Raw genomic sequence first — 25059 nt, 5'->3', positions numbered from 1 at the left:
TGCCGCGAAGGGAAACGGTCAGCCGAGAAGTTCGCCCCGCGTCAGGCGAAGATCCGACCGCAGCCACCGCTCCTCCAATACGCGCAACCGTTGCCCAAGGTTCGCGCCCTGCAGCGCGGGCATCAAGTCGTCGGCGGTTACAGGAAATTGTGCCACCACGCCGCGCTCAATCTCACGCCGCCAGCCGTCTATAAGGCCCATTCCCAAACTGGCCGCCCGACCCAGAACCGCATCCGTCGCTGCCAACAAGCCGATCTTCCAGCCCAGCGCCGCCCCCGAAAGACCACTGCCAAGAGCCTCATGAATTGCGTCAAGCTCCTTGGCTTCGGACTTTGACAATCTCAGCCGCTCCGCCGGTTTTTCACCGCCAAGAACCACCAGCCTGCGTTGCCAGCGCGGTTCAAGTCCGGCCTCAAGATGTACAAGCGGCGCAATTGCAGAGACATCGGCCCCCGCCAGAAGGCGCATCAAAACTCCGGATTGCGCCATCGCGGCAAGACTGGGTGTCGGATCGGGTGCTGCGAGCAGTTTCTTCATCTCGGCACCGACGCGTTCACGCGACAGCGTTGAAAGGCCGTCTGCAAGCGCGGCGCAGGCAGCAAGACCGTCGGCGTCCAGCCCTGCCTGCGGGTCGCCATACTGCGCATGAAACCGAAAGAACCGCAGGATTCGAAGATAGTCTTCCCTGATCCGCTGCTCCGGTACGCCGACAAATCGGACCTGCCGCGCCATCAGGTCCGCCAACCCGCCAAGCGGGTCAATCACCGTGCCGTGCCGGTCTGCATACAGCGCGTTCATTGTAAAATCGCGGCGCTCGGCGTCTTGGGTGATGTCCGTGGCAAAGGCCACCACGGCGCGGCGACCGTCGGTCTCAAGATCGCGGCGGAAGGTGGTCACCTCATGCGGCTTTCCGTCGGCGATCACCGTAACCGTGCCATGATCGATTCCGGTTGGAACTACCTTGAACCCAGCGGCACCCGCCACCTCCGTTACGCGCGGCGGCACCGCATCGGTTGCGATGTCGATGTCGGCAACCGGCGCGCCGATGATCTGGTTGCGCACGCAGCCACCAACGAACAGCGCCTTGTACCCAGCCGCTTCGAGCGCCGCACATAACGCCTGCGTGCCGGAATGCGCCATCCATTTGCCGTTGATCTTCATGGGTTTGACCTGTCCGCCAGCCCCCGCAGGATTCGCGCAGTGGCACCCCAAATGTAATACGGGCCATAGGGCACGGCATAGTACCTGCGCCATTCGCCCATCCAGAGCCGACGCTCGATCGCATAGTTCTCGGGGCGCAGAACATGGTCCAGCGGCACGGTGAAGACCTCTTCCACCTCGCCCGCTTCGGGCACCGGAAGGAACGCGCCCCGTAGAAACCCGACCACCGGGGTTACCAAGAACCCGGTCACGGTTTCATGCGAAGGCAGTTCACCCACAACAGTCACCGATCTAGGTGCCAGACCGACTTCCTCTAGCGCCTCACGCAGAGCGGCCGCCGTGGGCGAGGCATCGGTTGCATCGACCTTGCCGCCAGGAAAAGCGATCTGGCCAGCGTGGTGTTTCAGGTGCGAGGCACGCTTGGTAAGTATCAGTCGCGCGCCGTCGGGTTGCAGCCAGACAGCAATTAAAACCGCCGCCGGACGCAAGTTGCGACCGGCTGGCCGCAGCACCGGGTTCAGGTCAAAGTCCGAAGACTGGCCAGCAGGGCGCGACAATGCCTTTGACAGACGCGCCTCTGCTTCGTGGCTCATGCCGCCCCTGTTCCGTCAAACCCAAGTGTCTTGGGGTCAAACTCGTAATGCGCACTGCAGAACTGGCAATCGGCTGTCACGATCCCTTCCGGGGTCGTCATCTTGCTGATGTCTTTCTGCGAATAGATCGACATGGTCTGCCGCACCTTGTCGGGCGAACAGGAACAGCCGAAGCGCACCGGTTGCGGATCAAAAGCGCGAGGGCCTTCCTCATGGAACAACCGCACCAAAAGCTCGGTCGGGGCGACCAGCGGCCCGATCAGCTCCAGATCCTCGACTGTATCAAGCAAGACATTGGCCCGCGTCCAGTTTTCACTTTCCTCGCCCGCGAGGATATCGCTGTGCGACAACAGCCCGCCTTCGCCCGACCCGGCTTCTGCGGCAACCGAACCGCCGACCTGGGGCATATGCTGCAACATCACGCCGCCCGCCCGCCACCGCGACGCAGCACCCGGTTCCTGCGCCTGACCGTAGGTCACGGCAAAGCGCGTCGGCAATTGCTCAGACTGTGCAAAGTACGTCTCTGCGCAGTCGGAAAGCGAGTTTCCGGCAATAGGTGTGAAGCCTTGGTATGGCACCATCCCCTCGCCCTGATCCAGCATCACGGCAAAGTAACCTTTGCCGATCTGGCTGAACGGCGCGGCTGAATGGTCCAGCCGTTCAGCGTCAAAGCTGGCATAAGCCCTGATCCGGGCGGGTTCCCCTTCCGCAGTTGGGCCGTAGTAATCGGTGGCGATCAACCGCGCCGGCCCGTTGCCGCGAATCTGCAGCGACAGTTTCCAGCGCAGCTTTACCGCCTGTCCGATCAGCGCGGTCAGAAGCGTAGCCTCCGCCACCAGCGCCTCGATTGCTTTCGGGTAGTTATGCTGTTTCAGAACCTGATCCAGCACGCCATCAAGGCGCGCCACCCGGCCGCGAATTCCGGACAGGTCAAGTTGAAAGGGCAGGACGGTATCGTCCCAAGCAAGTTTTGAACCAATCGTCATGGGGTTTCCTAAGGGTGCCAGACTTGGCATATCGCGGCTATATAGTCAGGGCAACTGCAGGTCCAAGGGGTCAGGATGATTAGAAGGTATGGTGAGTCTGTCCGGACAGGGCAGCGGTACACGCGCAGACCGGGCGTTTATGCGGTGCTTTTGCGTGGTAATAGCGTGCTTGTGACGCATCAGGCCGAACCGGTGCCGGAGTTTCAGTTGCCCGGTGGCGGGATTGATGCGGGCGAGCACCCGATCGCCGCCCTGCACCGCGAAGTGTTTGAAGAAACCGGGTGGAAAATCGAAATTGGTCAACGCGTCGGCGCGTTTCGTCGCTTCACCTACATGCCTGAATACGACAAGTGGGCTGAAAAGGTCTGCACCATTTACTTGGCACGACCAATCTATCGCCTGGGCCCGCCGTCCGAGCCGGGGCACACCGCGCTTTGGCTTACGGTGGAAGAGGCCCTGATCAGGTTGGGAAATGAAGGGGACCGGGCATTTCTGGCAAAAGTCCTATCCTGAATAGCCCAGAAGAACGCCCGACACGTCATCGGGAAACGAATCGTTGCCGGAATGCTCGATCAGGTCCCAGACCAGCGCCTCAAGCATGGCCGGGCCGTCCAGTTGCCGCGACCTTTCAAGACTATGGATAAGACCGTCTTCGCCAAAGTCGAAACCGTCTTTTCCCGGGCATTCCGTCATTCCGTCCGACATCAGCAAAAGCCTGTCACCCGCCGACAGGACAATGTCCTCACCCTCGTAGGTTGCCATCGGGATCAGGCCAATCGGCAGCCCGCCTCGCCCGATTTTCTCTACCTGACCAGACGCCCGCACGATCATGGGATGCGGATGGCCGGCCTGAACCAGCCTTGCGGTGCCAAGTGTGAGGTTCACCTCGGCATAGGCCATGGTGAAATACTGCTCGGCCTGGATCTCTTCCAGCATCAAACGGTTGAACCGCTCGGCCACCGCCTCGGGCGGCAGTGCCTCATGGCCGCCATCGGCGCCTTTCTGAAAGGCCAGGTTTTGATCCGGCGTCGATCCGGTCAGAAATCCTGCCAGTCGCGCAGTCATCATCGCTGATGCAACCCCGTGTCCGGACACATCGATCGAATAGACCGCGATCCGATCCGAACCGATTCGAAATGACCCGACTAAATCACCGCCAACCCGGCCCGAGTTTCGCATCAGCAACGATACCTGTGCTGCCCCATAGTCACGAAACCTGTCGCGGACCAAGGTTTGCTGCAGTTTTCGCGCTTCCATCAGATCTCGGTCCAGCGAATCATAGATTTTTTGCAGCTCTTCCAGCGTGCTGACAATCACCCGGTTCTTCGCCAACAACTCTGCCTGCATGGCCAGCATCCGCTCTCCTGCCCGTAACCGGGCGCGCAGTTCGCCGCTGCTTACCGGTTTGGTCAGGAAGTCATCCGCCCCCGCCTCCAGCCCGTCAGCAATTTCGGTCTTTTCGGATTTCGACGTCAGCAGAACGAAGTAGCCATAGCTTTCCCTCTGCAAAGCACGAAAGACCCGGCAGAATTCTAGCCCAGACAAGCCCGGCATCATCCAATCGCTGATGATGATGTCGACAGCTTCCGTCTTGCACAAAACAAGAGCCGCATCGCCGGATTCCGCCTCCGACACGCTATAGCCCCAGCGTCTCAGGTGCATGGAAAGGATATGGCGCTGCGCCCGACTGTCATCGACCACCAGAACGTGCAAAGGCCCAATCGGCGAAGCCCTTTCCCAGGCGGAGATATCCGTGGTCGCTTTGGTCTGCACTGCAATATCCCAATCGATTGAGCGGTCAGGATCGGGGCTGGGGATTAAGGCGAGGTGAACACTAAAATTGTGCTCTTTGTCGTGGCAGGCCTACACGAAGTGTTAAGGCGCTTCAGGTGACTTTGTCCGAAGTGGACGGGTTAACCGCGACTGCGGAGGGTGTGATGATCGACTGGAAACGCGTGCAGGAGCTCCGCAATGAAATCGGGGCAGATGATTTTGCCGAGGTGGCAGATATGTTTCTGGAAGAAGCGGATCAAACCATTGATCAGCTGTCAAAGGGCTTGGCTACCGCGGATGTTGAGGGCCAGCTGCATTTCCTCAAGGGTAGTGCGCTGAACCTTGGTTTGTCAGACCTTGCCTCGGTCTGCCAGGTGGGGGAACGGCAAGCTGCTGCCGGGCAGGGCGCATCGGTAGACTTGACCGCAGTCATCGTTACTTACCAACGCTCGAAAGCTGCTTTTCTGGGTGGCATGGCGAAAGAGAACGCCGCCTAGATCAGGAACTCTGCCAACGCTTCGTCTGCGGTGATGTCTCGGTAGGCCAGATCGGCCGCATCCATCCGGCTTGTGAAGTGGGGGAAGTTTTCGGCATGTTTCGTTTCGATCCCGATCAGGACCGATCCAAAGTTGCGCGCCGATTTCTTGAGGTATTCAAACCGCGAAATGTCATCTTCCGGGCCGAGCATCGCCAGAAATTCACGCAAAGCGCCGGGCCGCTGGGGCATCCGCAAAATGAAGTATTTCTTCAGTCCGGAATAGCGCTGTGCCCGCTCCTTGACCTCAGGCAGGCGCTCGAAATCGAAGTTTCCCCCAGACGTAACGCAGACGACGGTCTTGCCACGGATCACTTCCGCCAACTCTGGCAGCACGTCGACAGACAGCGCGCCAGCAGGCTCCAACACCACGCCCTCGACATTCAGCATCTCCAGCATTGTGACGCAAATCCGGTCTTCCGGGGCCAGCAGCACCTGATCACGTGGCACCCAGCTGAGCATCTTGTAAGTAATGTCGCCCAGACGCGCCACTGCGGCACCATCGACAAAACTGTTCACCCGCGGCAGCTTTACCGGCCCGCCGTCACGCAGCGCAGCCATCAGACTTGCCCCACCCAGCGGTTCGACAAACCGATATTGCACCGAAGGGGCGACCGCCCGCAGATAAGTGGTCACCCCGGCGGACAAGCCACCACCGCCAACCGGCAAGATCACCAGGTCAGGCGCGCACCCAAGCTGATTCAGAATCTCCACACCGACGCTTGCCTGCCCTTCGATCACATCAGGGTCGTCGAACGGCGATAGGAAATGCGCACCCTGCTGGGCGCAAAACGCCTGAGCGGCCGCCAGAGTCTGATCAAAGTAATCACCGGTCAGCTCGATCCGGACGTTTTCTCCGCCAAACGTACGCGTTTTGTCGATCTTTTGCTGCGGCGTCGTGACCGGCATGAAGATCGTGCCGCGCACGCCGAAGTGCCGGCAGGCGTAGGCCACACCTTGCGCATGGTTGCCGGCACTTGCGCAGACAAATTCCTGTTGCTCAGGGTTGGCCGCCCGCACCTTGCGCATCGCATTGAACGCACCGCGGATCTTGTAGCTGCGCACCGGGGTCAAGTCTTCGCGCTTAAGCCAGATGTCGGCGTCATAGCGCTGCGACAGATGATCATTGCGTTGCAGCGGCGTCGCCGGGAAAAGCTCGCGCAAGGCAAGGGTCGTCTGCAGTGCGGCGTCGGGAAAATCTGTCATGCAGTGATTAAGCCTGAGCCTTCTGCGAAGGCAAGTCAGACCAATGGCCGCTTTTCAACGTAGTGCCCGTAAATCGTGGTGGCCACTGAAAGGGCCAACACCGACTTCAGGCTAAGGCTGACTGATACCCAGATGAAACCAACCGCGCTGAACGGGGTCATCGCCATCTTGAAGGCAAGCCAGTCGAGGCCGAGGCTAAATGTGATCAGGCCGCCAAGAACCGTGAGCAGCACCCAGAACTGCCCCGCCGTTGCGTTCCATGCGTCACGCACGGATGTGCCTTCTCCAGCTGCGACTCCGGGCAGCACAGGGGCAATGCGTAAAACCAAAGCCAACACGGGAAAGCCCAGCGCAAATGCCACAACATGGGTAAACCAGCCGGGCCCGGCCTTTGTGATCCCGGCAGAAAAGCCATAGACAACTCCAACGATGACGCCAAAAAGGATCGTGATCAGAGCTGAAAGGATTCCGATCAGAAGGGCCTTGCCAAGGAATAAGCCGAACACCGCTGCTTGAACTGTGGGCCGAACGCCTTGCGGCCTTTCCACCAGAAGTATGAAGCGATGCCATGCCACCGCGCTCCAGACAAAAACCAAAATTCCCCCGACAGTCACGAGGGAAACCTTGCCCCAGGGGACGAGGCCACGCATGAGGGCGTTATTGAAATGTACTTGCGAAAGAATGAATTGCAGGCCCATCAGCCAGACCAAAAGAAATGACAAGGCCAATGGCGGGGCGAAGATTCGCAAGACAGTCCCCGGGTTGCGGACGATCTGCAGGGTCGCATGTTTCATAACATCGAAACCCTTCATGTAATCCCTCCTGGCCTCATCGCCGCATCAAGCGGTTACGGCTCTTGACCGTCAACAGCCACTCTGCTTGCCCCTGACGCGAAACCCAGCTAATCGCGGGCGAAACCCTGACCGGAGCCAGCCAATGTCCGCACCGAAGAAAGTCGTCCTCGCCTATTCGGGCGGTCTTGATACTTCCATCATCCTGAAATGGCTGCAGACCGAATATGGCTGCGAGGTGGTGACCTTCACCGCCGATCTGGGACAGGGCGAAGAGCTGGAGCCCGCGCGGGAAAAGGCGATCCTTCTTGGGATCAAGCCGGAAAACATTCACATCGTTGACGTGCGCGAAGAGTTCGTGCGCGATTTCGTGTTCCCGATGTTCCGCGCCAACGCGCTTTATGAAGGGCTGTATCTGCTTGGGACGTCGATCGCGCGGCCGCTGATCTCGCAGCATCTTGTCCGGATTGCCGCGGAAACCGGGGCTGATGCTGTGGCGCATGGCGCGACGGGCAAGGGCAATGATCAAGTGCGGTTCGAGCTTTCGGCCTATGCGCTGAATCCCGGCATTCGGGTCATCGCCCCTTGGCGCGAATGGGATTTGACTTCGCGCACGCGGTTGCTGGAGTTTGCCGAAACGAACCAGATTCCGATCGCGAAGGACAAGCAGGGCGAGGCGCCGTTTTCGGTGGACGCGAACCTGCTGCACACCTCGTCCGAAGGGAAAGTGCTGGAAGATCCGGGCGTGGAGCCGCCACCCTATGTCTGGCAGCGCACGGTTGACCCTGAGGTGGCCCCGGATACGCCGGAGATGGTGGAGATCGGGTTCGAGCGGGGCGACGCCGTGTCGATCAACGGCGAGGCGATGAGCCCGGCCACCATTCTGACCCGGCTGAACGAGTTGGGCGGCAAGCATGGCGTGGGGCGGCTGGATCTGGTGGAGAACCGTTTTGTCGGGATGAAGTCGCGCGGGGCCTATGAGACGCCGGGCGGGACGATCCTTTTGGAGGCGCACCGCGGGATCGAGCAGATCACGCTGGATGCGGGGGCGGGGCATCTGAAGGACAGCATCATGCCGCGTTATGCGGAGCTGATCTACAACGGCTTTTGGTTCAGCCCGGAGCGGGAGATGCTGCAGTCCTTGATCGATAAGAGCCAGGAACATGTGACCGGAACTGTCAGGGTCAAGCTTTACAAGGGGTCGGCGCGGACGGTGGCGCGCTGGTCGGATCATTCCTTGTATTCGGAAAAGCACGTGACCTTTGAGGAGGACGCGGGGGCCTATGATCAGAAGGACGCGGCGGGGTTCATCAAGCTGAATGCGCTGCGGCTGAAACTGATCGCGACGCGGAATGCACGGGTCAAGAAGGGGTGATGTCCACGCGTGGACATTTGGGTGACCGTTGAAAAGAAAGGGGTTTTCCTGACGGATTTACCCTTTCTTAGGATCTGCCGCCCGTTTCAACCGAGACGGACTAAGGATAGGTACGCGTTATCCCCGCTGGTTTACCGTCATAGGTTCCGGTGAGGGTCCATGCTTCGTCGGCGGTGCTGTAGATGTAGCCGACCTCACCCGAATGCGCGCCAGAGACGGACAGTGTCAGGATGATGCCATCATTTTCACCATCTTCGGCCGTCTCTGTTCCGGTGCCGCTGACCGCAAGGCCGGGCCAGAAGCTGCAATCTTTCAACACATAGTCGGTGCCGGTTTCGGTGGCGCTGGCGGTTACGGTTCCGCCAAGGTCACAGCCGACGGTAATCGGGTCTTCACCGTCCCAGTTGCCAAGCTCGATGGATTGCAGAAGTTCGGTATCCACCGCCTGCGCCACGGCAAGGGGGTCACCCATCATCGCAGGGTCAGTCAGGGTGAGGGGCGTGTAGTCGCCCATGAGGTCCTGTTCGCATTGCTGTTCCTTGGCCGAGGGCAGCGCGCCTGAATACAGCAGGTCCTGCACGATGGTATCCGGGCAAGCGAGGCCACGGCCCCAGATCACATGCGGGCCACCCTTCATGAACACGCCATAGCTGTTGGCAGCGTTGTCCATCACTGAATAGGCCATGGATATCGGGGTAATCGGGTCGGCATCGCCGTTCAGCACGAGGGTGGGATAATCACCGCCGGCAAAAGGCTCGGGCCGCTTTGCCTCGCCCTGATAGGGCCAGAAGGCACAGGCAAGCCGTTCAAGATAGTAAGACCGAAGCAGGCGCGGGGCGTTGGGGGCAAAGGCCTTAGCCTCTTCGATGATCTTGGCGGCCCGTTCTTCCGGGGTGCCGGTGCCGCTGTCGTAATCGGTGCAGGTGATCGCGTAGTAAGCGGCGCCAAACCAGCTTGGGTCGGCAAGGCCGCTTTCGGTTTGCGGGTCGATGTACATGTTGGAATAACCAAGCTGCAGCATCGGCACCAGATTTCCCCGGCCCGCCGCCGCCAGCACACGCAGGAAGCCCGACCTTCCGTCGGGGCCGTACAGCGCGTAGAACGCGTTGGCATCGAGCAACCCCATGGTCAGCTTGCGCTGGACAGTGCTGCCATCGGCAAGCACGAGGTCTATGTCGATGGGGCCTGATTTCAGCTGTGCGGCAAGGTCATCATACACTTGTGCCGCATCACGCCCCATGTCCTGCGCGCAGCCAGGAAGGGTGGCGCATGCCTGTAACGTGCGCGCCAGCAGGCTTTCGGAGGCGCGGGTATAGGCGCTGTAAAAGCCTTCGGCGCTGAGGTTGAGATCGACCACGCCATCCACGATCACGCCGCGCACCGCATCAGGGAACAGCGTCGCGTAACCCTGCACGAATTGGGTGCCATAGCTTTCGCCATAGAGCCAGACCTTGGGCGCGCCGATGGCCTGACGGAACAGTTCTGAGTCGCGAATGGCCTGATCGGAGTTCACGACAGCAAGAAAATCACCGACGTCCAGTTCAGCGATGCAGTCATTCACATAGGTCTTAGCGGTGGCAATTGCGGCCTCGGGCTGATCGATCGAGGCATCGGCGCTGTCAAACCGGGCCTGAGCCACAGGGCAGGCAAGGCCATGCACCGGGCCAGTGCCGCGTTGATCGACAAAGACGATATCCATGTTCTGCGACAGGCTTTCGTCAAACGCCGCGATGTAGTTGTCAGCCGAGGCGAGGCCGCTGCCGCCCGGACCGCCGACGAAGTAGAACAGCATTCCCTTGCTGTCTTCGGTGGCAAAGCTGACGGCGAAGGTGATCTGCATCGTCAGGCTGGGGTCGTTGGCGCGGTGGTCGCGCGGGACGGTCAGGGTGACGCAGGTCAGATCGCTGTTTTCACAGGGTTCGCCGCCAAGGTTAGCAAGGGTATCGGCAAGCGTAGTTTGCGCGGCTACGGGGGAGGTCGCTCCCATAAGCGCGATCAGGCAGGGCAACAGGTGGCGCATGGCGGCTTTCCTTGGTGGGTCACAGCTTTTGGGCGGCCAGGTGGTAGTAGGCTGGCAGGGCCTGATCAGTCAGTCGGCGGTATTCCGGGGGCAGGTCGGGAAGCGGGCCTTCGGGGTCTTCGAACCCGGTGGAGCGGTGGACGGCATTGTACCAATGCGGCGCCCAGATACCATCTTGCGGTTTCGGGCCGGCGGGCCAGTGCAGCATTCTGTCGGTGAAAGGCAGGGTCAGGGCGGCGCACAGTCTGGTCAGCGCGGCCTGCGGGTTGGCGCGGATATCCTCGGCCGAGATGACAAGGGGGGCGTGGCCCAAGCGGTCGGCGATCTGGTCAAAGAGTTCGGCCTGCTGGACAAAGCCGATGTCGGACAGGGTGGGGGCCTCGCGTTTCTTGACGTAGCTGGCAATGACGCGGGCGGGGTGGCGGATCAGGAAGACATTGGTCAGCTGGTCGATGAAACCCCGGTCAAAGGCGGGGATCATGTGCATCGTCATGTGCTTTTGGTACCAGTGCGGCTGGCCATCGGGGGTTGGGCCGGTGCATTGGCGGGCAACGTCGGCCGGATCATTGGGCTGAGAGGCGATCACCTCGGCCTGCATCGGGTGATCAAGGCCAGTGGCGGCGAGGTAGGCGGCATAGAACGGTTCATCCGATGCCGCACAGTCACCGCGGGCGGCGAAGGCGTACATCATCGCGGTGGAAAGGTTCCTCGGGCCGGACCACATGGCGATCTTCATGGCAGGCGCTTTGCCGCTTGGGCGTCAAGCGCTGTGTTGAGGCGGTCGGGTGCCCAGCGGGCGGCGAGGGCTTCATGAACGAGGGCGGCCTGCGATTTGGGGGCGAGGCCGCCGACGGGCGGGTCGTGATCGAGGTTGGTGGGGAAGCTGTAGCCTTCGGCGGTTGCGGCAATGGCGTTGGCGATCTGGGTTGGCGTGAGGTCAGTGGCGGCAAGGAGGGCGGGGTAGAGCGCCTTGACCATTGCGATGCGGTCGATGGATTCCATTGCGCGGCCGTAGGCGGAGGACACCTGGAAGAGGTTGACCATGCGCTTGATGTCTGCAGAGCGGTTGGTGCCAGCGGCATGGAACAGGGCGGGCGAGAAGAACAGCATGTCGCCCTTGTTCAGCGGCAGTTGGACGGCGTGGGCGTCGAAGTAGCTGCGGAAATCGGGGCGGGAGGTGGCGAGATAGCCGGGGGCGTAGCGCTGGCTGTTTGGCAGCAGCAGCGTCGGGCCGGATTCGATGGGCGCGTCGACATGCGCGATGGCGCCCTGCAGGGTCAGCATCGGCGACATCAGGTGGACGTGCGCGGGATAGCGGGCGACCGCATCGGCGGACTGAAAGCCGAGGTGATAATCGCGGTGCGGCGATTGGGCGGCACCGCCGGGGTTCACCACGTTCAGTTGCGCGGTCATCTGGTAGTAGGGGCCAAGCCAGGCCTGACTGACCAGCGCGAGGAAGGGATTGGCGTAGTAGCGCGCGAAGTTTTCCGGATCGGCAAGGCAGTGCTTTTCAAGGCTGTTCCACAGACGGTCGTTGGCACCGGGCTTGGCGAAATGGTCGCCGCCACCGGTGCCTGCGCGGTTCTGCCGGTCGATCAGATCGCGGAAGATGTCGGAGGCGCGGTCGATGGTGGCGGTATCAGGCTCTGCCCCTTGTAAGACGATGACGCCGGGGCCGTTGGCAAAGGCATCGGTCCATTCGGCCATCAGGGCTTCGGCGAAGCCGAGGTCAGACAGGCGGGGGGCGAGGTCGGCGCAGTCGTAGATCAGCACGCCCTTGGCCAGATCGGCGGCGAGGGGGTAATCGGCGCGGGCGGTGGGCGTTTCACAGAAGGTGGCGAAGTCTGCGAGGTCGCAATCTTCGGCGTGCAGATAGGGGCGGGTCATCCGGGTCATGCCCCGACCAACGCTTTGTAAAGCCCGCGCAGGCGTTCGGTCATCGGGCCGATCTGGCCGGTGCCGATGGTCCGGCCGTCGATGGTGCCCACCGGGGTTTGCGCGCCGAAAGTCCCGGTCAGGAACGCCTCATCCGCGGAATAGGTGTCGACGAGGGAAAAGTTACGCTCATGCACCGGGATCGCGTTGGCGCGGCAGAGGTCGATGACCTTCTGGCGGGTGATGCCGTTCATGCAGTAGTCGCCGGTCGAGGTCCACACCTCGCCCTTGCGGACGATGAAGAAGTTGCAGGCGTTGGTCGTGTTCACAAAGCCATGCACATCGAGCATCAGCGCCTCGTCAGCGCCGGCCTTTTCGGCGGCGATGCAGGCAAGGATACAGTTCAGCTTGGAATGCGAGTTCAGTTTCGGGTCCTGCGTCATCGGCAATCCGCGCATGTGCGGTACGGTGGCAAGGCGGATCGGGCGCGGCAGTTTCTGGCGCGAGTGTTCCATGATGATAACCATGGTCGGGCCTTGCTGGCTGAGTTTGGGGTGCTGAAACGGCCGGGTCTTGACGCCGCGCGTCACCATCAGGCGGGCGTGGGCATCAGTGGTCATGCTATTCGCGGCCTGGGTATCGAGCACGGCCTGCACCACCTCGGCCTTGCTGCGGGCCATGTCGAGGTCGATGGCTTTGGCGGCCTCGAACAGGCGGTCAATGTGTTCGTCGAGAAAGCTCCACCGGTTGTTGTAAAGCCGGATGCCTTCCCACACGCCATCGCCCAGCATGAAGCCCGAATCGTAGACCGAGACCATTGCCTGGGCCTTTGGCACGATGCGGCCGTTGACCCAGATCTGGATCGCCTCGTTGCGGGCATCCTCTTCAGCCTGATGGGTTGAAACATTGTTGGTCATGGATGCCTCCGTTTACGCCACGCTAGGCCGGGTTTGTTGCAGGGGGAAGGGGGTGGATCACCCTTTGGTGACCTCACGCGCCGGTGAGTGGACCAAGGGGGCCGGGTAGCCTCAGGCTCTGGCGCAGAGAATGAGGAGTGGAGCGATGTGGAAACTGGCGATTGTGGTGGTGCTGGCGATGACCGGCGCGGCGGCGGCGAAGACGGAGAAAGCTATTGTGGCCGGGGGCTGTTTCTGGTGCGTCGAATCGGACTTTGAAAGCGTGAAGGGCGTGAAAAGCGTGGTGTCGGGCTATACCGGAGGCGCCTCGCAGAACCCGACCTATGAGGACCATGAGGGCCATTACGAGGCGGTCGAGATCACCTTTGACAATTCGGTGATTTCTTACGCCGAGCTGATGGCGAAGTTCCTGCGGTCAGTCGATGTGCTGGACGCGGGCGGGCAGTTCTGTGACCGGGGTGACGCGTACAAGACGGCGATTTTCGTCAAGGACGAGGCGCAGAAGGTGGCAGCGCTGGCCGCCGTGGCCGATGCCGGGGCCGTTCTGGGGGCCAAGATCGTGACGCCAGTCAAGGCTGCAAAGACCTTCTGGGTGGCCGAAGATTATCACCAGGATTACTACAAGGGCACCGGCATCGTGCTGACCCGGGCGGGTCCGAAGAAGCAGTCGAACGCCTACAAGTTCTACCGCGAATCCTGCGGGCGTGATGCGCGGGTGAAAGAGGTTTGGGGCGCGCAGGCGTTTTCGCACTGAGCCAACGGGTGCGAGGGGTTTCACACCCCTCGCGCTCCGCCGTTAAAAGCGAGGGGTTTCACACCCCTCGCGCTCCCCGTGGGATATTTGGGGAAGAGGAAGGCGAATTTTAATCAAATTGAACTGGGTTAGTACATCAGGAAGCCGCCGGAGACGTTGATCATTGCGCCGGTCATGTAGCGGGCCATGTCGGAAGCGAGGAAGACGGTGGCGCCCACGTGATCTTCTGGCAGGCCGAGGCGTTTCATCGGGATGGACTGGATCATGGCGTCGCGGTCGGATTGGGTTTGGCCGGGGGTTTGCAGCATCGGCGTGTCGACGAGGCCGGGGGCGATGCTGTTCACCCGGATGTTGAGCGGGGCCCAGGAGCGGGCCATGCCGCGGGTCATCGTGGTGATGGCACCCTTGGTGGCGTTGTAGACGACCGAGCCACTGAGGCCGCCGGACATGGCGCCCTGGCTCGAGTAGTTGATGACGGAGCCGGGGGTGCCGGTGTCGGCCAGCCGTTTGGCGAAGGCCTGGGTCAGGAAGAACAGCGCCTTGAGGTTGATGTCGTGCTGGGCATCCCAGTCTTTTTCGGTGACGGAGAACAGGTCAGGCGTGCGCAGGATGATGCCGGCGACGTTGACGAGGGTGGTGGCGAGGCCGAGGTCGGATTCGATGCGGTGGATGAGGGCGGGGAGTTCGGCGGTCCGGCGCAGGTCGGCGGCGTAGCCGCGGTGCGACAGGCCGAGCGAGAGCGCGGTGGTGTCGCAGGTGGTTTGATCTAGGTCGATGAGGGCGAGTTTTGCGCCCGCTTCGGCGAAGCCTTGGGCGACGGCGCGGCCGATGGCGCCGGTGGCGCCGGTGACGATGACGGTCTTGGCTTGGAGGCCCCAGTCGAGATGGGTCATCGGTCGAGCCTTGCGGAGTGGACGAGGTCTTCGTTGATCTGGATGCCAAGGCCGGGGCCTTCGGGGCGGTTGATCCAGCCGTTGGTGTGCCAGACGGGTTTGTCGACGAGGTCTTTCTGCGCGGGGCCGTAGACGGGTTGCAGTTCAAGCTCCTTGCAGGCGGGGCAGGCGAAGCTGAGCGCCTGACTGGCGGCAGAGACGATGGCGGTGGAGAAGTTGTGCGCGTTGGCCTGGCGGCGGTGCGCGTGGCAGACCTCAGCCGCCTTGAGAAAGCCGGTGATGCCTTCGATGCGGCCGGGGTCGAGGCCGATCACGTCAACGGTGCCGGTGGTGACGATGCTCTCGACGCCCCGGTGGTTCCATTCCTTTTCGCCATAGGCGATTTTCAGAGAGGTGGCGGCGCGCAGGGCCTTGTAGCCTTCGGGGTCGTGGTCGCCGAGCGGTTCCTCGAGCCAGTGGACGTTGTAAGCCTCAAACGCGCGGGCACGCTGGATGGCGGTGGGGACATCCCAGAAGTTCTTGATACCAAGGTCGATCATCAGGCGCTTGTCGCCGATGGCATTGCGGACGGTGCGAACGAATTCCACATCGCGGGCGTGGTCGAAGCCGAGGTTAGCATCGCCGCGTTTGCCAAAGCCGACTTTCACGCCCTGCATGCCGCCCGCGAGGTAACCTTGGATATCCTCGGCCATCGCGGGGATCGAGGCTTTGGTGCCGTGGATCGAGGCGATGGCAGGCATCTTTTCGTTTGCCGGGCCGCCGAGAAGGTCGAGAAGCGAGCGGTTCAGGACCTTGCCCTTCAGATCCCACAGGGCGATATCGATGCCGGAGATGGCGAGCGAGGCGATGCCCGCACCGTTGCCGTACCACCAGCTGTGCTCCTTCAGCGCCAGCCAGATGGCGTGGGTGTGCAGCTCATCCCGGCCGATCACCAGTTCGGCCATCCCGTCCACCAAGGCCTTGGCGGCGCGGGAGGCCTCGGGGAAGTAGGTGCAGCATTCGCCCCAGCCTACGACCCCGTCTTCGGTGGTGATCTTCACCAGGCAGACCGACCGCAGCCGCGAATGGTCATTCGGTTCTGGGTAGGCGACCGGAATGGCTTCGACGCTGCGGATGGTCATGTCAGTCCTGCACGCAAAGCTGTTTCTGGGTGCCGAGACCTTCGATGCCAAGCTCGACCACTTCGCCCGCCTTGAGGAAGCGCTGCGGCTTCATCCCCATGCCGACGCCGGGCGGGGTGCCGGTGGAGATGATGTCGCCGGGGTGCAGGGTGAAGAATTGCGACAGGTAGCTGATCAGGTGGGCGACGCCGTAGACCATGGTCTTGGTGGAGCCGTTCTGCATCTTGTCGCCATTCACCGTCAGCCACATCGACAGCTTCTGTGGATCTGGCACTTCATCCGGGGTAACCAGCCAGGGGCCGGTCTGGCCGAAGTTGTCGCAGGATTTGCCCTTGGTCCACTGGCCAGCGCGTTCGTTCTGGAAGGCGCGTTCGGAGACGTCATTGATCACGCAGTAGCCCGCAACATGGGACAGCGCCTGAGCTTCGGTCACGTATTTCGCGGGCCTGCCGATGACGACGCCAAGTTCCACCTCCCAGTCGGTTTTCACCGAGGTGCGGGGGATCAGGATCGGGTCGTTGGGGCCGCAGATGGCGGAGGTGGCCTTCATGAAGATCACCGGTTCCGGCGGAACCTGGTGGCCGGATTCAGCGGCATGGTCGGCGTAGTTCAGGCCAATGCAGATGAATTTGCCGGTGCCCGCCACACAAGCGCCAAGGCGAGGGTTGCCGGTGACAACGGGCAACGTGCTGGTAACGAGCGTGGCCAGATCTGGCAGCCGGGTCAGCACATCGCCCGCAAGATCGCCGATCACACCGGACAGATCGCGGATGGTGCCGTCAGCGTCAAGGATACCGGGCTTTTCCTGGCCGCGCGGGCCGTAGCGGAGGAGTTTCATCTTTCGTCCTTATGTCAGGCGGTGGAACCGGGGATGGCTTTGCGCACCCCCCGGCCCGTCAACGCGCGGGTGATTTCATCAGCGACAAGGCTTTGTAGCCGTTCGACCGCAACTTCGGAATACCACGCGGCGTGGGGGCCGAGCAGAAGGTTCGGCGCGTGGCGCAGCGGGTTGTCAGCGGGCAGGGGTTCGATGAGGAACACGTCCAGCGCGGCCCCGGCGATAGTGCCGCTGGTCAGGGCCGCGGCGAGGGCCGGTTCGTCGATCAGATCGCCCCGGGCGGTGTTTACCAGCACGGCGGTAGATTTCATCCGCCGCAGATTGGCGGCGTTGATGATGCCGGTGGTTTCCGGCGTGGCAGGGGCGTGGAGAGTGAGCGCGTCAGACTGCGCAAGCAGGGTCGGCAGGTCGGTCAGAGTCAGGCGCGGGAAGCTGCCGGTGAAATACGGGTCATGCGCGAGGAAGTGAAAGCCGAAGGGGGCAAGACGGGCGGCGACCTCTTGCGCGATGCGGCCGAAACCGAGGAAGCCGATGGTGGTCTCGGCAAAACTTTTCAAGGGTTTGGCGATGCCCACGGCGGCCCATTCACCGCGCCGGACCGAGCCATCAAGTGCGGGAAGCTTGCGGAGGAGGGAGAGGAGGGAGGCGGCGGTATGATCGGCCACTTCGGCGGTGCAATAGTCCGGCACGTAGGCGGCTTTGATGGCATGGTCGTTCAGGGCGGCCACATCGAAATTGTTGTAGCCAACGCCGTAGCGGATGGCCGTTGCCCCCGGCACCAGCCCGGCGACGGCCTCGCGGGTCAGCGGGGCGAACTGGACGACGGCGACATCAGCGCCTTTCAGGGCGGCGGCCACGTCCTCGGCAGTCTTGCAGGCGTGGCGTTCGAAACTGGCCCCGGCGGCGCGGGCGGCAGCTTCCTCCTTGGCCACGTCAGGAAAGGTGGCGTCGGTGATGACGACGCGGGTCATGGCAGTGCCCTCAGCCCGACTTGCGCACGCAGGTCGGGGTTGCGGACGTCAAGTTCCTGCCCCGCATAGGCATCGGCGGCGGGGGTGCAGAGCCAGGCGATAGCCCTCGCGGGTTCATCCGCAGGGGCCAGGTTTTCGCGGGGGATTTTCGAGACCGGGTTGATGCCGGAGGCGCGGATGGCCCCCTGCATATCGGTATCCACCACGCCGGGGGCAAAGCCGAAAACACGAATGCCCTGGGCGGCGTATTCTTCGTGGATGGAGCGGGTCAGCATCGCAAGACCGGCCTTGCCGGCGCAATACGCGCTCCACCCTTCCATCGGGCGGTGGGCGGCGCCGGAGGACAGGTTAACGATGGTGCCGCCACCCTTGGCGACCATCTGGCGCATCGCGGTTTGGCTGGCCTGAAACGCGGCAATCAGGTTGGTTTCGATGTTGATCGCCCAGTCTTCGGGCGAGATATCCAGCATCCGGCCGATCGGGCCGATGACGCCGGCATTGTTGATCAGGATGTCGAAGCCATGCTCCAGCACCGTGGTCATCGCGGCGCGGTCGGTCATGTTGGCGAGGTGGCCGGTGGCCTTGATCGGCCCAAGATCGCGCTGGGCGGCGGCGATGTTGGCGGCGTTGCGGGCGGTGAAATGGACCGTGGCCCCCGCCTTGGCGAGGGCGCGGACAACCTCCAGCCCGATGCCGCGATTGCCGCCGGTGACGAGGGCGGTCTTGCCGGAAAGGGGGGTCACGGGTCAAGGCTCCATTGCTTGGGGAGGAGGAAGGGAAAGCCGGTGCGGCTGTCGATGTCGATCTGCATGATCGGGGCCATGGATTGCGACCATTTGGCGTTGATAGGGTCTGTTTTCAGGTACTCGATGGTGGCTTGCAGGTCGTCGGTTTCAAAGTAGCCGAACAGCGTCAGGCCGTAGCGGAAGATGTGGTAGTTGCGGATGCCGGATTTGCGCAGCGTGGCGTCCATTTCCGGCCACAGGTCATCATGGCGCTGCTTGTATTCGTCCTCATAGCCGGGGCGGACGCCCAGAACCCATGCGTAGGATGCCATCTAAACCTCCGTCAGATAGTCGTGCAGGATGATGCCCGGCACGAGGGTGAATGTGGCGCGCCAATAGAACCCGTCCAGCATTTCCAGAACCGGCAGGCGGTGCAGCGGGGCCTGCGCGTTGGGGCGAAGTTCGACTGTGCAAGGGCCGCGCCAGCATTCGGCGACCTGCACGTCGGCCAGTTGGCGAGAGGTCAGCTGGCGGATCGCAGGGGTGCCGTCGATGTGGTCGATGGCCTTGAGGTTCAGGTTGGTGGCGAACGGGAAGATGGCGGAAAGGTCGGTGACTGCGGCCTTGGTCTGCTTGTAGGGCATGGTGCCGGTGAGGACGTCGATGCCATTGCGTTCAAGGCTGCCGACGATCAGGTCACCCCGGAAGTCGAGCTTTGGGTTGCCAAGCTTTTTCGGCTGGCCGTGGGTTTCGCGGCCATGCGCCACGCCGATGTCGGAGGACAGGAAGAGGTAGGGGGAATAGGCACCGGTCGCTTTGCCGGGCAGGTCGGCGCCGACCATGACGTTGACCTCGTGGTAGGGGCCAAGCCAATCGGTGTCGGTCATCTTGTAGACATGGATCATCACCGTGTCGCCGGTGGAGACCAGCGGTTCGGGCAGCAGCGCGCGGATCGCGGCGGGGTCAGTGCGGTAGGTGAGGGTCAGGATTTCCGCGTTGCGGAAGGTGAAGGGGAAGGGCGGCACCATCGGCGCATCCAGCGGGGTGGAAAAGCCGGGCTTGATGATATCGGCGCGGGTGGTGGGCCATTTCATGTGGCGGCCTCCGGTTTGCCCGAGGTGATGGAGCGGTACATCGCATCCAACGTTTCAACGGCGCGTTGGCCGATCAGGCCGGGGGCCTCGTTGCGGGTGGCGGTACCGAGGCAGATCTGGGCGAGGCGTTGGGTCGGCTCGATGCACTCATACGCGCCCTGCCCTTTCGGGATATCCAGCACGGTGTCGCGACCATCCTTGCGGCGCAGTTCCATGCGTTCGCGTTCCACGTCGATCAGCAGCATGCCTTCGGAGCCGAAGATGCGGATATCGACCTGATAGCCGCACTGCTTGGGCACGGTGGAGGAGCCGGAGAGGACGGCGGTCGCACCACTTGCAAAGCGCAGGGTCGCGGCGTCGTACCAATCCACCCCGGCAGGAGATTTTCCGGCGATGGCATAGACCTGCGCGGGCGCGTCATCGACCAGCGCATACATCAGGCCCAGCGCGTGGGACAGCTGGCCCCAGCCGTAGCCGCCGGCATTGGCGGGATCGGCCCAGGTGTCGCGCTTGGGTTGGAACATGTGGTCTTTCGTTTCGATCAACCCCTGCCCGCCAAACAGGTCTTCGGTCGGGGAGGCCATCTGGCAGACGACGTGGCGGATGGTGCCGACGCCGCCAGCACGCATCAGATCGGCAGCGGTACGGGTGAAATCCTTGAAGTTCCAACCATAGGGCACCACGATCTGCAGGCCCATTTCAGCGGCTTTAGAGACGATTTCGCGGGCCTGCGCGGCGCTGGTGGCCATCGGCTTGTCAACCAGCACATGTGCGCCCGCATGCAGTGACGCCATGGCCTGTTCGTGGTGCACGGTGTGCGGCGAAACGATGACGACGCCATCGGGTTTCTCGACCGCCAGCAGTTCGCGGTAGTCGGTATAGCCGCGTGCGATGCCGAACTTGTCGGTGATGTCCTTCAGCGCCGTGGCGTCGCGACGGTTGACGGCGACCAGATCAACGGTCGGGTCGGCCAACAGCGAGGGGATGTAGACTTGTGCGCCCCACCAGCCTGCGCCAAGGACGGCTATTCTTGCTTTACGCACCTGTCACCTCCCGCAAAGCGTTGCGGACATTTACCATATGCTGGCGCATCGCGCGCTGCGAGGCCGCAGGATCGCGCGCTTGCAGCGCGGCGAGGATGATCTGATGATCCTCGATGGATTGATGCCGGATGGATTTGCGTTTCTGGAATGCCTGGCGGCCCTGATCGCCCAAGACCTGCAGAAGCTTGCCGAAGCGAGAGAGGAAATCGTTGCCGGATGCCTCCAGAATGGTCTTGTGAAATTCCACGTCGGTGTCGTGGAACAGCTCCGCGTCCTCGGGGTCGGCCAATTGTGCGGCGACGAGGGTGGCAAGGCGGGCCAGAGCCGTGTCGGTCAACCGTTCGGCGGCGAGGCTTGCCAGCATTGGTTCAAAATGGATGCGGGCATCGAACAGTTCGGCCATGTTCTGCGCGTTCAGCGACACGAAGAAATCCATCGGCGAAAGCAGTTCCTCGGCGTTCAGCGCGGTGACATAGACGCCGCCGCCGTGCCGGATTTCCAGCACACCAAGGATCGACAGCGCCCGGAGCGCTTCGCGCACGGTGGGGCGGCTGACGTCAAGCTGATCGGCCAAATCGCGTTCGGAGGGCAGCTTGTCGCCAGCCGAAAGGTGCCCCGTCTTCACCAGATCAAGAATGCGCTGTACCACCATTTCCGACACGGTTTTCTTGCCGATGGGGTCTGACAGGGTTTTCACCAGCTGAAGCTTTGGTTGTTTCATCGCATCCTCGCAATCAGGCGGTGGCCGGTTTCGCGGATGATCGGCACCATCACCGACAGGATCAGCAGCACCCCCAGCACGCCGGTCTGGATATGCCCGGTGATGTTGGCCAGCGCCATCCCGTTGCGCAGGTTGAGAACGATCAGAATGGCAAGGATGGTGCCCGACATGGTGCCCGCGCCGCCAAAGATGCTGACCCCGCCGAGGAGGACCATGGTGATGATGTCCAGTTCGAACCCGTTGGCGATATCGCCACGCACGGCACCTACGCGTGCGGCATAAAGCAAACCGGCCAGGGCGGAGATGGCGCCCGACGCGATGAAGATCTTGGCCTTGACCGCCCGCACATCAAGGCCAGAATACTCAGCCACCGCCCGGTTCGCGCCGATGAAGTAGACCTTCCGACCAAAGGCCGTTCGCTGCAGGATCAGGACGGCAAGGGTGGCGAGCACAAGGAAGATCAGCATCGCCAAGGGAACTGGGCCGATCAGCCCGGCCTGTCCCAGCCGGTCAAACCATTCGGGGAAATCGCCGATACCGCGGTCTTCGACCAGCACGCGGGCAAAGCCGCGGTAGGCGATCAGGGTGGACAGCGTCACCACCAGAGACGGAATCTTGAAGACGACAATCCAGAAGGCGTTGAACGCACCACAGAGGATGCCAAGGACGATGACCAGCGCCACTGCCACACCGGCGGGAACGCCTTGTTGCACCATCCAGCCAAAGGCGCAGGCGGCAAGGCCCATGACCGAGGCGACGGACAGGTCAATCTCGCCGTTGATGATGACGAAGGTCATCGCCAGCGCCACGATGATCTTTTCGATCGACAGCTGGAACATGTTGATCTGATTGCCGACCGACAAAAAGAACGGCGAAGCGATGGCATTGACCGCGACCAGCAGCAGAAGGACGGCGAACAAGAACCCCTCCCAGCTGGCAAGTGAGGCGCGAAGGCGGTCGATCATGATGCGCGTTCCTCAGCCAGGGTGGCGGCCTTGCGGCGGCGGCGGTCCAGCAGGCGGCGGATCAGGACGGTATCGAGAACGACAGCGGTCAGGATCAACAGGCCCAGCACCGCCTCGCGCCAGAATTCGGAGACAACCTCCCAGCGGACGAGCGAAGTGTCGATCAGGTCGATCAGCGCGGCCCCGATCAGCACGCCCAGTACATTGCCGGACCCGCCAAAGATTTTGACCCCGCCAACGACAACCGCGCCGACCGATTTCAGTTCAAGCCCCAGCCCGGCGACCACGGTGATGTTGCCAAAGCGGGCGAGGAACATGAACCCGGCCAGACCTGCAAGCGCGCCGGAGATGACGAATGCGAGGAATATCGTGCGCCCGGCGTTGATGCCGGCAAACGCGGCGGCATCCGGGTTGGAGCCGATGGCAAAGAACCGGCGGCCAGCGCGGAACCGGGTTAGAAAGACATGGGCGGTGAGCACGACCAGAACCGAGATCACCACGATCCAGCGCATCTGCAAGTCACCCACCGTAAAGGCGTTTTGGGTGGCAAAGCTGGTCAGCCAGACCGGCAGCTTTTCAGTGGTGATCGAAGAGCCGTCGGAGGATTGCACGAGGATGGAGCGGAAGATGGCCAGCGTGGCCAGCGTGACGATGATCGAGGGCAGCTGAAACCGCGCCACGAAGAAGCCGTTCACCGCGCCGAAAAGCGCGCCGATTGCCATGGCAAGCAAGGGCACAAGGATGGGCGGCAGATCGGGGTAGGCGATCAGGATGCCGCCGGTGAAATAGGCGGTGCAGCCGACGACGGAGCCGATGGACAGGTCGATGTTGCGGGTGAGGACGACAAACGCTTGCCCCACCGCGATCAGCGCGATCACCGCGACCGAGCCCGAGATGCGGTTGAACAGGCGGGCGTTCAGGTAGCCGTCGATCTGGCTGGCGAAGAACAGGACGGTGGCGGCAAAGACAGCCAGCAGCACAAGGATGCGCAGGGTGTTGGAGGATATCTTGCCCATCATGCGACCTCTGCCGCGACAGCCAGCGCCATCACGGATTCGTCGGTGGCCTCATTTCCGGGAAACTCTCCCACGATCCGGCCTTCGCGCATCACGATCACCCGGTCCGCCAGCGACAGCACTTCGGGCAGGTCAGACGAAATGATCACGATTGCCACCCCTTCGGCCGCAAGGGTGCGCAGGATCTGGTGCACCTCGGCCTTGGCGCCGACGTCGATGCCGCGGGTCGGTTCATCGACAATCAGCAGGCGGGGTTTGGTGTTCAGCCATTTCGCCAGCATCACTTTTTGCTGGTTGCCGCCCGACAAGGTGCCTACGGATACGCCCATGTTCGCGGCCTTGATGTTCAGGCGTTCGCGAAACGCCTGCGCATCGGCCAGTTCACGCAGCTTGTCGATCCAGCCAAAGGCACCGGAATATTTGGCCAGCATCGGCAGGGTGATGTTCGACGCAATCGATTCGGTCAATGCCAGCCCCAGTTTGCGGCGGTCCTCAGAGACGTAGGCAATGCCCAGCGCCTGTGCCTGATTGGGGTTGGTGATGGTCACCGGCTGGCCCGCAATCTCGATCCGGCCAGCGTCTGCCGGGGAGACGCCGAACAGCGCCAGCCCCACGTCAGTACGCCGCGCCCCGACAAGGCCGGAAAAGCAGACGATTTCCCCTTTAGCGACGGTGAAGGAAATGTCCCTGAACACACCGGATTTCTGCAGTCCGGTGACAGCAAGCAGAGTCTCGCCCGTGGCCGTTGTCGGCTCACGCGCAAAGCGGCCCTGCATGTCGCGCCCCACCATTTCCGAGATCATCGAGGCTTGGGTCACCCCGGCCACCGGGTGGGTCGAGATATGCTTGCCGTCGCGCATCACGGTGACGGTATCGGCCAGCGCAAAAATCTCGTCCAGCCGGTGAGAGATGTAGAGCACGGCGACCCCCTGATCGCGAAGCGAGCGGGCGATGCCGAACAGGCGCTTTACCTCGTGATCCGACAGCGAGGCGGAAGGTTCGTCCATGATCAGCGCCCGCACGTTGAGCGAAATGGCGCGAGCGATCTCTACCGTCTGCTGTTCGGCGAGGGTCAGTTCGGATGCAGGTTGCCGGGGGTCCAGCGTCACGCCAAGCCGCGCTATCATCGCGGCGGCCTCGTCATTCAGGGTGGACCAGTTGATCAAAGTCGGGCGGTTCTGGTGGCTGATGAAGATGTTCTCAGCCACCGACAGATCAGGAAAAACCATCGGTTCCTGGTAGATCGCGGCGATGCCTGCGCGCTGGGCGGCGGCGGTGCCGGAAAAGACCGCGGGCTGACCGTCCACGAAAATCTGGCCGCTGTCGGGCTGGTGGATGCCGGTCATCGTCTTGATCAAGGTGGATTTGCCAGCACCGTTTTCGCCCACAAGGGCGTGAATTCGGCCCGCCTCAAGCTGCAGCGAAAAGCCGGACAGGGCCATCGTGCCGCCAAAGCTTTTGCAGATGTCGCGCATGTCGAGGACGGGGGGCATTGCGGGAACCTTCAGGGAATAGGCGGCCAGCCCGCCGGGAGCGGGAGGGCTGGCCGTGATGCCGTGGCGAAGATTACTTCGCTTCGGCTTCGACGTTGTCTTTGTTATAGACGGTGAACGGCCCCATCAGGATGCGCTTGGCTCCGGCGCGACCGGGATCTTCCTCGATCGTGTAGTCACCCATGCGGCCGGC

At 62.4% G+C, this 25059-nt stretch carries 26 protein-coding genes; 4 read left to right on the top strand and 22 right to left on the bottom strand.

The window, feature by feature from the left end; genetic code table 11:
* Positions 1 to 18 precede the first annotated feature (18 nt).
* Genes RMO18_RS12980 through RMO18_RS12970 form a run of 3 tightly spaced genes read right to left on the bottom strand, consistent with a single transcriptional unit; the run spans position 19 to position 2740 of the window.
* Positions 19 to 1161, bottom strand: coding sequence for a CCA tRNA nucleotidyltransferase (locus RMO18_RS12980; protein ID WP_309666422.1), 1143 nt, complete (start codon positions 1159 to 1161; stop codon positions 19 to 21).
* Complete coding sequence (locus tag RMO18_RS12975; protein ID WP_309666421.1) at positions 1158 to 1754, bottom strand: CoA pyrophosphatase; 597 nt, start codon at positions 1752 to 1754, stop codon at positions 1158 to 1160. The genes RMO18_RS12980 and RMO18_RS12975 overlap by 4 nt, the downstream gene beginning before the upstream one ends.
* The gene (locus RMO18_RS12970; RefSeq protein WP_309666420.1) at positions 1751 to 2740 is read right to left on the bottom strand and encodes an Hsp33 family molecular chaperone HslO; all 990 of its coding nucleotides are present in this window, start codon (positions 2738 to 2740) and stop codon (positions 1751 to 1753) included. The genes RMO18_RS12975 and RMO18_RS12970 overlap by 4 nt, the downstream gene beginning before the upstream one ends.
* Before the next feature lie 75 nt (positions 2741 to 2815).
* Here RMO18_RS12970 and RMO18_RS12965 point away from each other — a divergent pair, with 75 nt between their 5' ends.
* Complete coding sequence (locus tag RMO18_RS12965) at positions 2816 to 3253, top strand: NUDIX hydrolase (RefSeq protein WP_309666418.1); 438 nt, start codon at positions 2816 to 2818, stop codon at positions 3251 to 3253.
* Here the strand turns inward: RMO18_RS12965 and RMO18_RS12960 are convergent.
* Complete coding sequence (locus RMO18_RS12960; RefSeq protein ID WP_405054070.1) at positions 3245 to 4489, bottom strand: PP2C family protein-serine/threonine phosphatase; 1245 nt, start codon at positions 4487 to 4489, stop codon at positions 3245 to 3247. The two genes, RMO18_RS12965 and RMO18_RS12960, sit on opposite strands and share 9 nt — an antisense overlap.
* Before the next feature lie 140 nt (positions 4490 to 4629).
* On the opposite strand from RMO18_RS12960, the gene RMO18_RS12955 reads away from it, so the two are divergent.
* Complete coding sequence (locus RMO18_RS12955; RefSeq protein ID WP_309666415.1) at positions 4630 to 5010, top strand: Hpt domain-containing protein; 381 nt, start codon at positions 4630 to 4632, stop codon at positions 5008 to 5010.
* On the opposite strand, the gene ilvA is transcribed toward RMO18_RS12955, so the two are convergent.
* Together ilvA and RMO18_RS12945 are read right to left on the bottom strand one after the other, a co-directional pair.
* On the bottom strand, positions 5007 to 6254 hold the full coding sequence (gene ilvA / locus RMO18_RS12950) for a threonine ammonia-lyase IlvA (protein ID WP_309666413.1): 1248 nt from the start codon (positions 6252 to 6254) through the stop codon (positions 5007 to 5009). The genes RMO18_RS12955 and ilvA overlap by 4 nt on opposite strands.
* A gap of 35 nt (positions 6255 to 6289) precedes the next feature.
* A complete protein-coding gene (locus RMO18_RS12945) occupies positions 6290 to 7066 on the bottom strand; it encodes a hypothetical protein (RefSeq protein WP_309666412.1) in 777 nt (258 codons plus the stop codon).
* A 124-nt stretch (positions 7067 to 7190) separates the two neighbouring features.
* Between RMO18_RS12945 and RMO18_RS12940 the strand changes: the two genes are divergently transcribed.
* On the top strand, positions 7191 to 8420 hold the full coding sequence (locus RMO18_RS12940) for an argininosuccinate synthase (protein ID WP_309666411.1): 1230 nt from the start codon (positions 7191 to 7193) through the stop codon (positions 8418 to 8420).
* A gap of 100 nt (positions 8421 to 8520) precedes the next feature.
* Here RMO18_RS12940 and RMO18_RS12935 read toward each other — a convergent pair whose 3' ends face one another.
* From RMO18_RS12935 to RMO18_RS12920, 4 genes are read right to left on the bottom strand one after another with little or no spacing between them, the layout of a single operon-like run.
* Positions 8521 to 10440, bottom strand: coding sequence for an alpha/beta hydrolase (locus RMO18_RS12935; protein WP_309666409.1), 1920 nt, complete (start codon positions 10438 to 10440; stop codon positions 8521 to 8523).
* Positions 10441 to 10459: 19 nt separating this feature from the next.
* Positions 10460 to 11176 (bottom strand): HAD family hydrolase, encoded by a 717-nt coding sequence (locus RMO18_RS12930; protein WP_309666407.1) that lies wholly within the window; start codon positions 11174 to 11176, stop codon positions 10460 to 10462.
* Positions 11173 to 12336 carry a phytanoyl-CoA dioxygenase family protein gene (locus RMO18_RS12925; RefSeq protein WP_309666406.1) on the bottom strand — a complete coding sequence of 388 codons (1164 nt, stop codon included), beginning with the start codon at positions 12334 to 12336 and terminating at the stop codon, positions 11173 to 11175. The genes RMO18_RS12930 and RMO18_RS12925 overlap by 4 nt, the downstream gene beginning before the upstream one ends.
* A complete protein-coding gene (locus RMO18_RS12920) occupies positions 12333 to 13232 on the bottom strand; it encodes a D-amino acid aminotransferase (RefSeq protein ID WP_309666405.1) in 900 nt (299 codons plus the stop codon). Before RMO18_RS12920 ends, RMO18_RS12925 begins: the two co-directional genes overlap by 4 nt.
* A 145-nt stretch (positions 13233 to 13377) precedes the next feature.
* Between RMO18_RS12920 and msrA the strand changes: the two genes are divergently transcribed.
* The gene (msrA, locus tag RMO18_RS12915) at positions 13378 to 13986 is read left to right on the top strand and encodes a peptide-methionine (S)-S-oxide reductase MsrA (RefSeq protein ID WP_309666404.1); all 609 of its coding nucleotides are present in this window, start codon (positions 13378 to 13380) and stop codon (positions 13984 to 13986) included.
* 128 nt (positions 13987 to 14114) lie between these two features.
* Here msrA and RMO18_RS12910 read toward each other — a convergent pair whose 3' ends face one another.
* From RMO18_RS12910 to RMO18_RS12855, 12 genes are read right to left on the bottom strand one after another with little or no spacing between them, the layout of a single operon-like run.
* The gene (locus RMO18_RS12910; RefSeq protein WP_309666403.1) at positions 14115 to 14879 is read right to left on the bottom strand and encodes an SDR family oxidoreductase; all 765 of its coding nucleotides are present in this window, start codon (positions 14877 to 14879) and stop codon (positions 14115 to 14117) included.
* Complete coding sequence (locus RMO18_RS12905; protein ID WP_309666402.1) at positions 14876 to 16000, bottom strand: mandelate racemase/muconate lactonizing enzyme family protein; 1125 nt, start codon at positions 15998 to 16000, stop codon at positions 14876 to 14878. The genes RMO18_RS12910 and RMO18_RS12905 overlap by 4 nt, the downstream gene beginning before the upstream one ends.
* A 1-nt stretch (position 16001) precedes the next feature.
* Entirely contained in the window at positions 16002 to 16838 is an 837-nt protein-coding gene (locus RMO18_RS12900) for a fumarylacetoacetate hydrolase family protein (protein WP_309666400.1), read from the bottom strand.
* 14 nt (positions 16839 to 16852) lie between these two features.
* Positions 16853 to 17809 (bottom strand): C-terminal binding protein, encoded by a 957-nt coding sequence (locus RMO18_RS12895; protein WP_309666399.1) that lies wholly within the window; start codon positions 17807 to 17809, stop codon positions 16853 to 16855.
* A complete protein-coding gene (locus RMO18_RS12890; protein WP_309666398.1) occupies positions 17806 to 18552 on the bottom strand; it encodes an SDR family oxidoreductase in 747 nt (248 codons plus the stop codon). The genes RMO18_RS12895 and RMO18_RS12890 overlap by 4 nt, the downstream gene beginning before the upstream one ends.
* Positions 18549 to 18866 carry an L-rhamnose mutarotase gene (locus RMO18_RS12885; RefSeq protein ID WP_309666397.1) on the bottom strand — a complete coding sequence of 106 codons (318 nt, stop codon included), beginning with the start codon at positions 18864 to 18866 and terminating at the stop codon, positions 18549 to 18551. Before RMO18_RS12885 ends, RMO18_RS12890 begins: the two co-directional genes overlap by 4 nt.
* Positions 18867 to 19628 carry an acetoacetate decarboxylase gene (locus RMO18_RS12880; protein WP_309666396.1) on the bottom strand — a complete coding sequence of 254 codons (762 nt, stop codon included), beginning with the start codon at positions 19626 to 19628 and terminating at the stop codon, positions 18867 to 18869.
* On the bottom strand, positions 19625 to 20671 hold the full coding sequence (locus tag RMO18_RS12875; RefSeq protein WP_309666395.1) for a Gfo/Idh/MocA family oxidoreductase: 1047 nt from the start codon (positions 20669 to 20671) through the stop codon (positions 19625 to 19627). The genes RMO18_RS12880 and RMO18_RS12875 overlap by 4 nt, the downstream gene beginning before the upstream one ends.
* Positions 20664 to 21392 (bottom strand): FadR/GntR family transcriptional regulator, encoded by a 729-nt coding sequence (locus tag RMO18_RS12870; protein WP_309666394.1) that lies wholly within the window; start codon positions 21390 to 21392, stop codon positions 20664 to 20666. The genes RMO18_RS12875 and RMO18_RS12870 overlap by 8 nt, the downstream gene beginning before the upstream one ends.
* Complete coding sequence (locus tag RMO18_RS12865; protein ID WP_309666393.1) at positions 21389 to 22357, bottom strand: ABC transporter permease; 969 nt, start codon at positions 22355 to 22357, stop codon at positions 21389 to 21391. Before RMO18_RS12865 ends, RMO18_RS12870 begins: the two co-directional genes overlap by 4 nt.
* Positions 22354 to 23376 (bottom strand): ABC transporter permease, encoded by a 1023-nt coding sequence (locus RMO18_RS12860; RefSeq protein ID WP_309666392.1) that lies wholly within the window; start codon positions 23374 to 23376, stop codon positions 22354 to 22356. The genes RMO18_RS12865 and RMO18_RS12860 overlap by 4 nt, the downstream gene beginning before the upstream one ends.
* The gene (locus RMO18_RS12855; protein WP_309666389.1) at positions 23373 to 24866 is read right to left on the bottom strand and encodes a sugar ABC transporter ATP-binding protein; all 1494 of its coding nucleotides are present in this window, start codon (positions 24864 to 24866) and stop codon (positions 23373 to 23375) included. Before RMO18_RS12855 ends, RMO18_RS12860 begins: the two co-directional genes overlap by 4 nt.
* Positions 24867 to 25059: the final 193 nt, after the last annotated feature.

It is taken from the genome of Tabrizicola sp. (assembly GCF_031377265.1).
In the GTDB taxonomy this organism is placed as follows: Bacteria; Pseudomonadota; Alphaproteobacteria; order Rhodobacterales; family Rhodobacteraceae; genus JAUYQR01.
Note: the sequence above shows the minus strand (reverse complement) of the source record. Positions and strands in the feature narration are given on the sequence as shown.

Bases quoted from the DNA above. Each gene is read 5' to 3' on its own strand.
- RMO18_RS12980 (WP_309666422.1), bottom strand. From the start codon at position 1,161: ATGAAGATCAACGGCAAATGGATGGCGCATTCCGGCACGCAGGCGTTA.
- RMO18_RS12975 (WP_309666421.1), bottom strand. From the start codon at position 1,754: ATGAGCCACGAAGCAGAGGCGCGTCTGTCAAAGGCATTGTCGCGCCCT.
- RMO18_RS12970 (WP_309666420.1), bottom strand. From the start codon at position 2,740: ATGACGATTGGTTCAAAACTTGCTTGGGACGATACCGTCCTGCCCTTT.
- RMO18_RS12965 (WP_309666418.1), top strand. From the start codon at position 2,816: ATGATTAGAAGGTATGGTGAGTCTGTCCGGACAGGGCAGCGGTACACG.
- ilvA (WP_309666413.1), bottom strand. From the start codon at position 6,254: ATGACAGATTTTCCCGACGCCGCACTGCAGACGACCCTTGCCTTGCGC.
- RMO18_RS12945 (WP_309666412.1), bottom strand. From the start codon at position 7,066: ATGAAGGGTTTCGATGTTATGAAACATGCGACCCTGCAGATCGTCCGC.
- RMO18_RS12940 (WP_309666411.1), top strand. From the start codon at position 7,191: ATGTCCGCACCGAAGAAAGTCGTCCTCGCCTATTCGGGCGGTCTTGAT.
- RMO18_RS12935 (WP_309666409.1), bottom strand. From the start codon at position 10,440: ATGCGCCACCTGTTGCCCTGCCTGATCGCGCTTATGGGAGCGACCTCC.
- RMO18_RS12930 (WP_309666407.1), bottom strand. From the start codon at position 11,176: ATGAAGATCGCCATGTGGTCCGGCCCGAGGAACCTTTCCACCGCGATG.
- RMO18_RS12925 (WP_309666406.1), bottom strand. From the start codon at position 12,336: ATGACCCGGATGACCCGCCCCTATCTGCACGCCGAAGATTGCGACCTC.
- RMO18_RS12920 (WP_309666405.1), bottom strand. From the start codon at position 13,232: ATGACCAACAATGTTTCAACCCATCAGGCTGAAGAGGATGCCCGCAAC.
- msrA (WP_309666404.1), top strand. From the start codon at position 13,378: ATGTGGAAACTGGCGATTGTGGTGGTGCTGGCGATGACCGGCGCGGCG.
- RMO18_RS12910 (WP_309666403.1), bottom strand. From the start codon at position 14,879: ATGACCCATCTCGACTGGGGCCTCCAAGCCAAGACCGTCATCGTCACC.
- RMO18_RS12905 (WP_309666402.1), bottom strand. From the start codon at position 16,000: ATGACCATCCGCAGCGTCGAAGCCATTCCGGTCGCCTACCCAGAACCG.
- RMO18_RS12900 (WP_309666400.1), bottom strand. From the start codon at position 16,838: ATGAAACTCCTCCGCTACGGCCCGCGCGGCCAGGAAAAGCCCGGTATC.
- RMO18_RS12895 (WP_309666399.1), bottom strand. From the start codon at position 17,809: ATGACCCGCGTCGTCATCACCGACGCCACCTTTCCTGACGTGGCCAAG.
- RMO18_RS12885 (WP_309666397.1), bottom strand. From the start codon at position 18,866: ATGGCATCCTACGCATGGGTTCTGGGCGTCCGCCCCGGCTATGAGGAC.
- RMO18_RS12880 (WP_309666396.1), bottom strand. From the start codon at position 19,628: ATGAAATGGCCCACCACCCGCGCCGATATCATCAAGCCCGGCTTTTCC.
- RMO18_RS12870 (WP_309666394.1), bottom strand. From the start codon at position 21,392: ATGAAACAACCAAAGCTTCAGCTGGTGAAAACCCTGTCAGACCCCATC.
- RMO18_RS12865 (WP_309666393.1), bottom strand. From the start codon at position 22,357: ATGATCGACCGCCTTCGCGCCTCACTTGCCAGCTGGGAGGGGTTCTTG.
- RMO18_RS12860 (WP_309666392.1), bottom strand. From the start codon at position 23,376: ATGATGGGCAAGATATCCTCCAACACCCTGCGCATCCTTGTGCTGCTG.
- RMO18_RS12855 (WP_309666389.1), bottom strand. From the start codon at position 24,866: ATGCCCCCCGTCCTCGACATGCGCGACATCTGCAAAAGCTTTGGCGGC.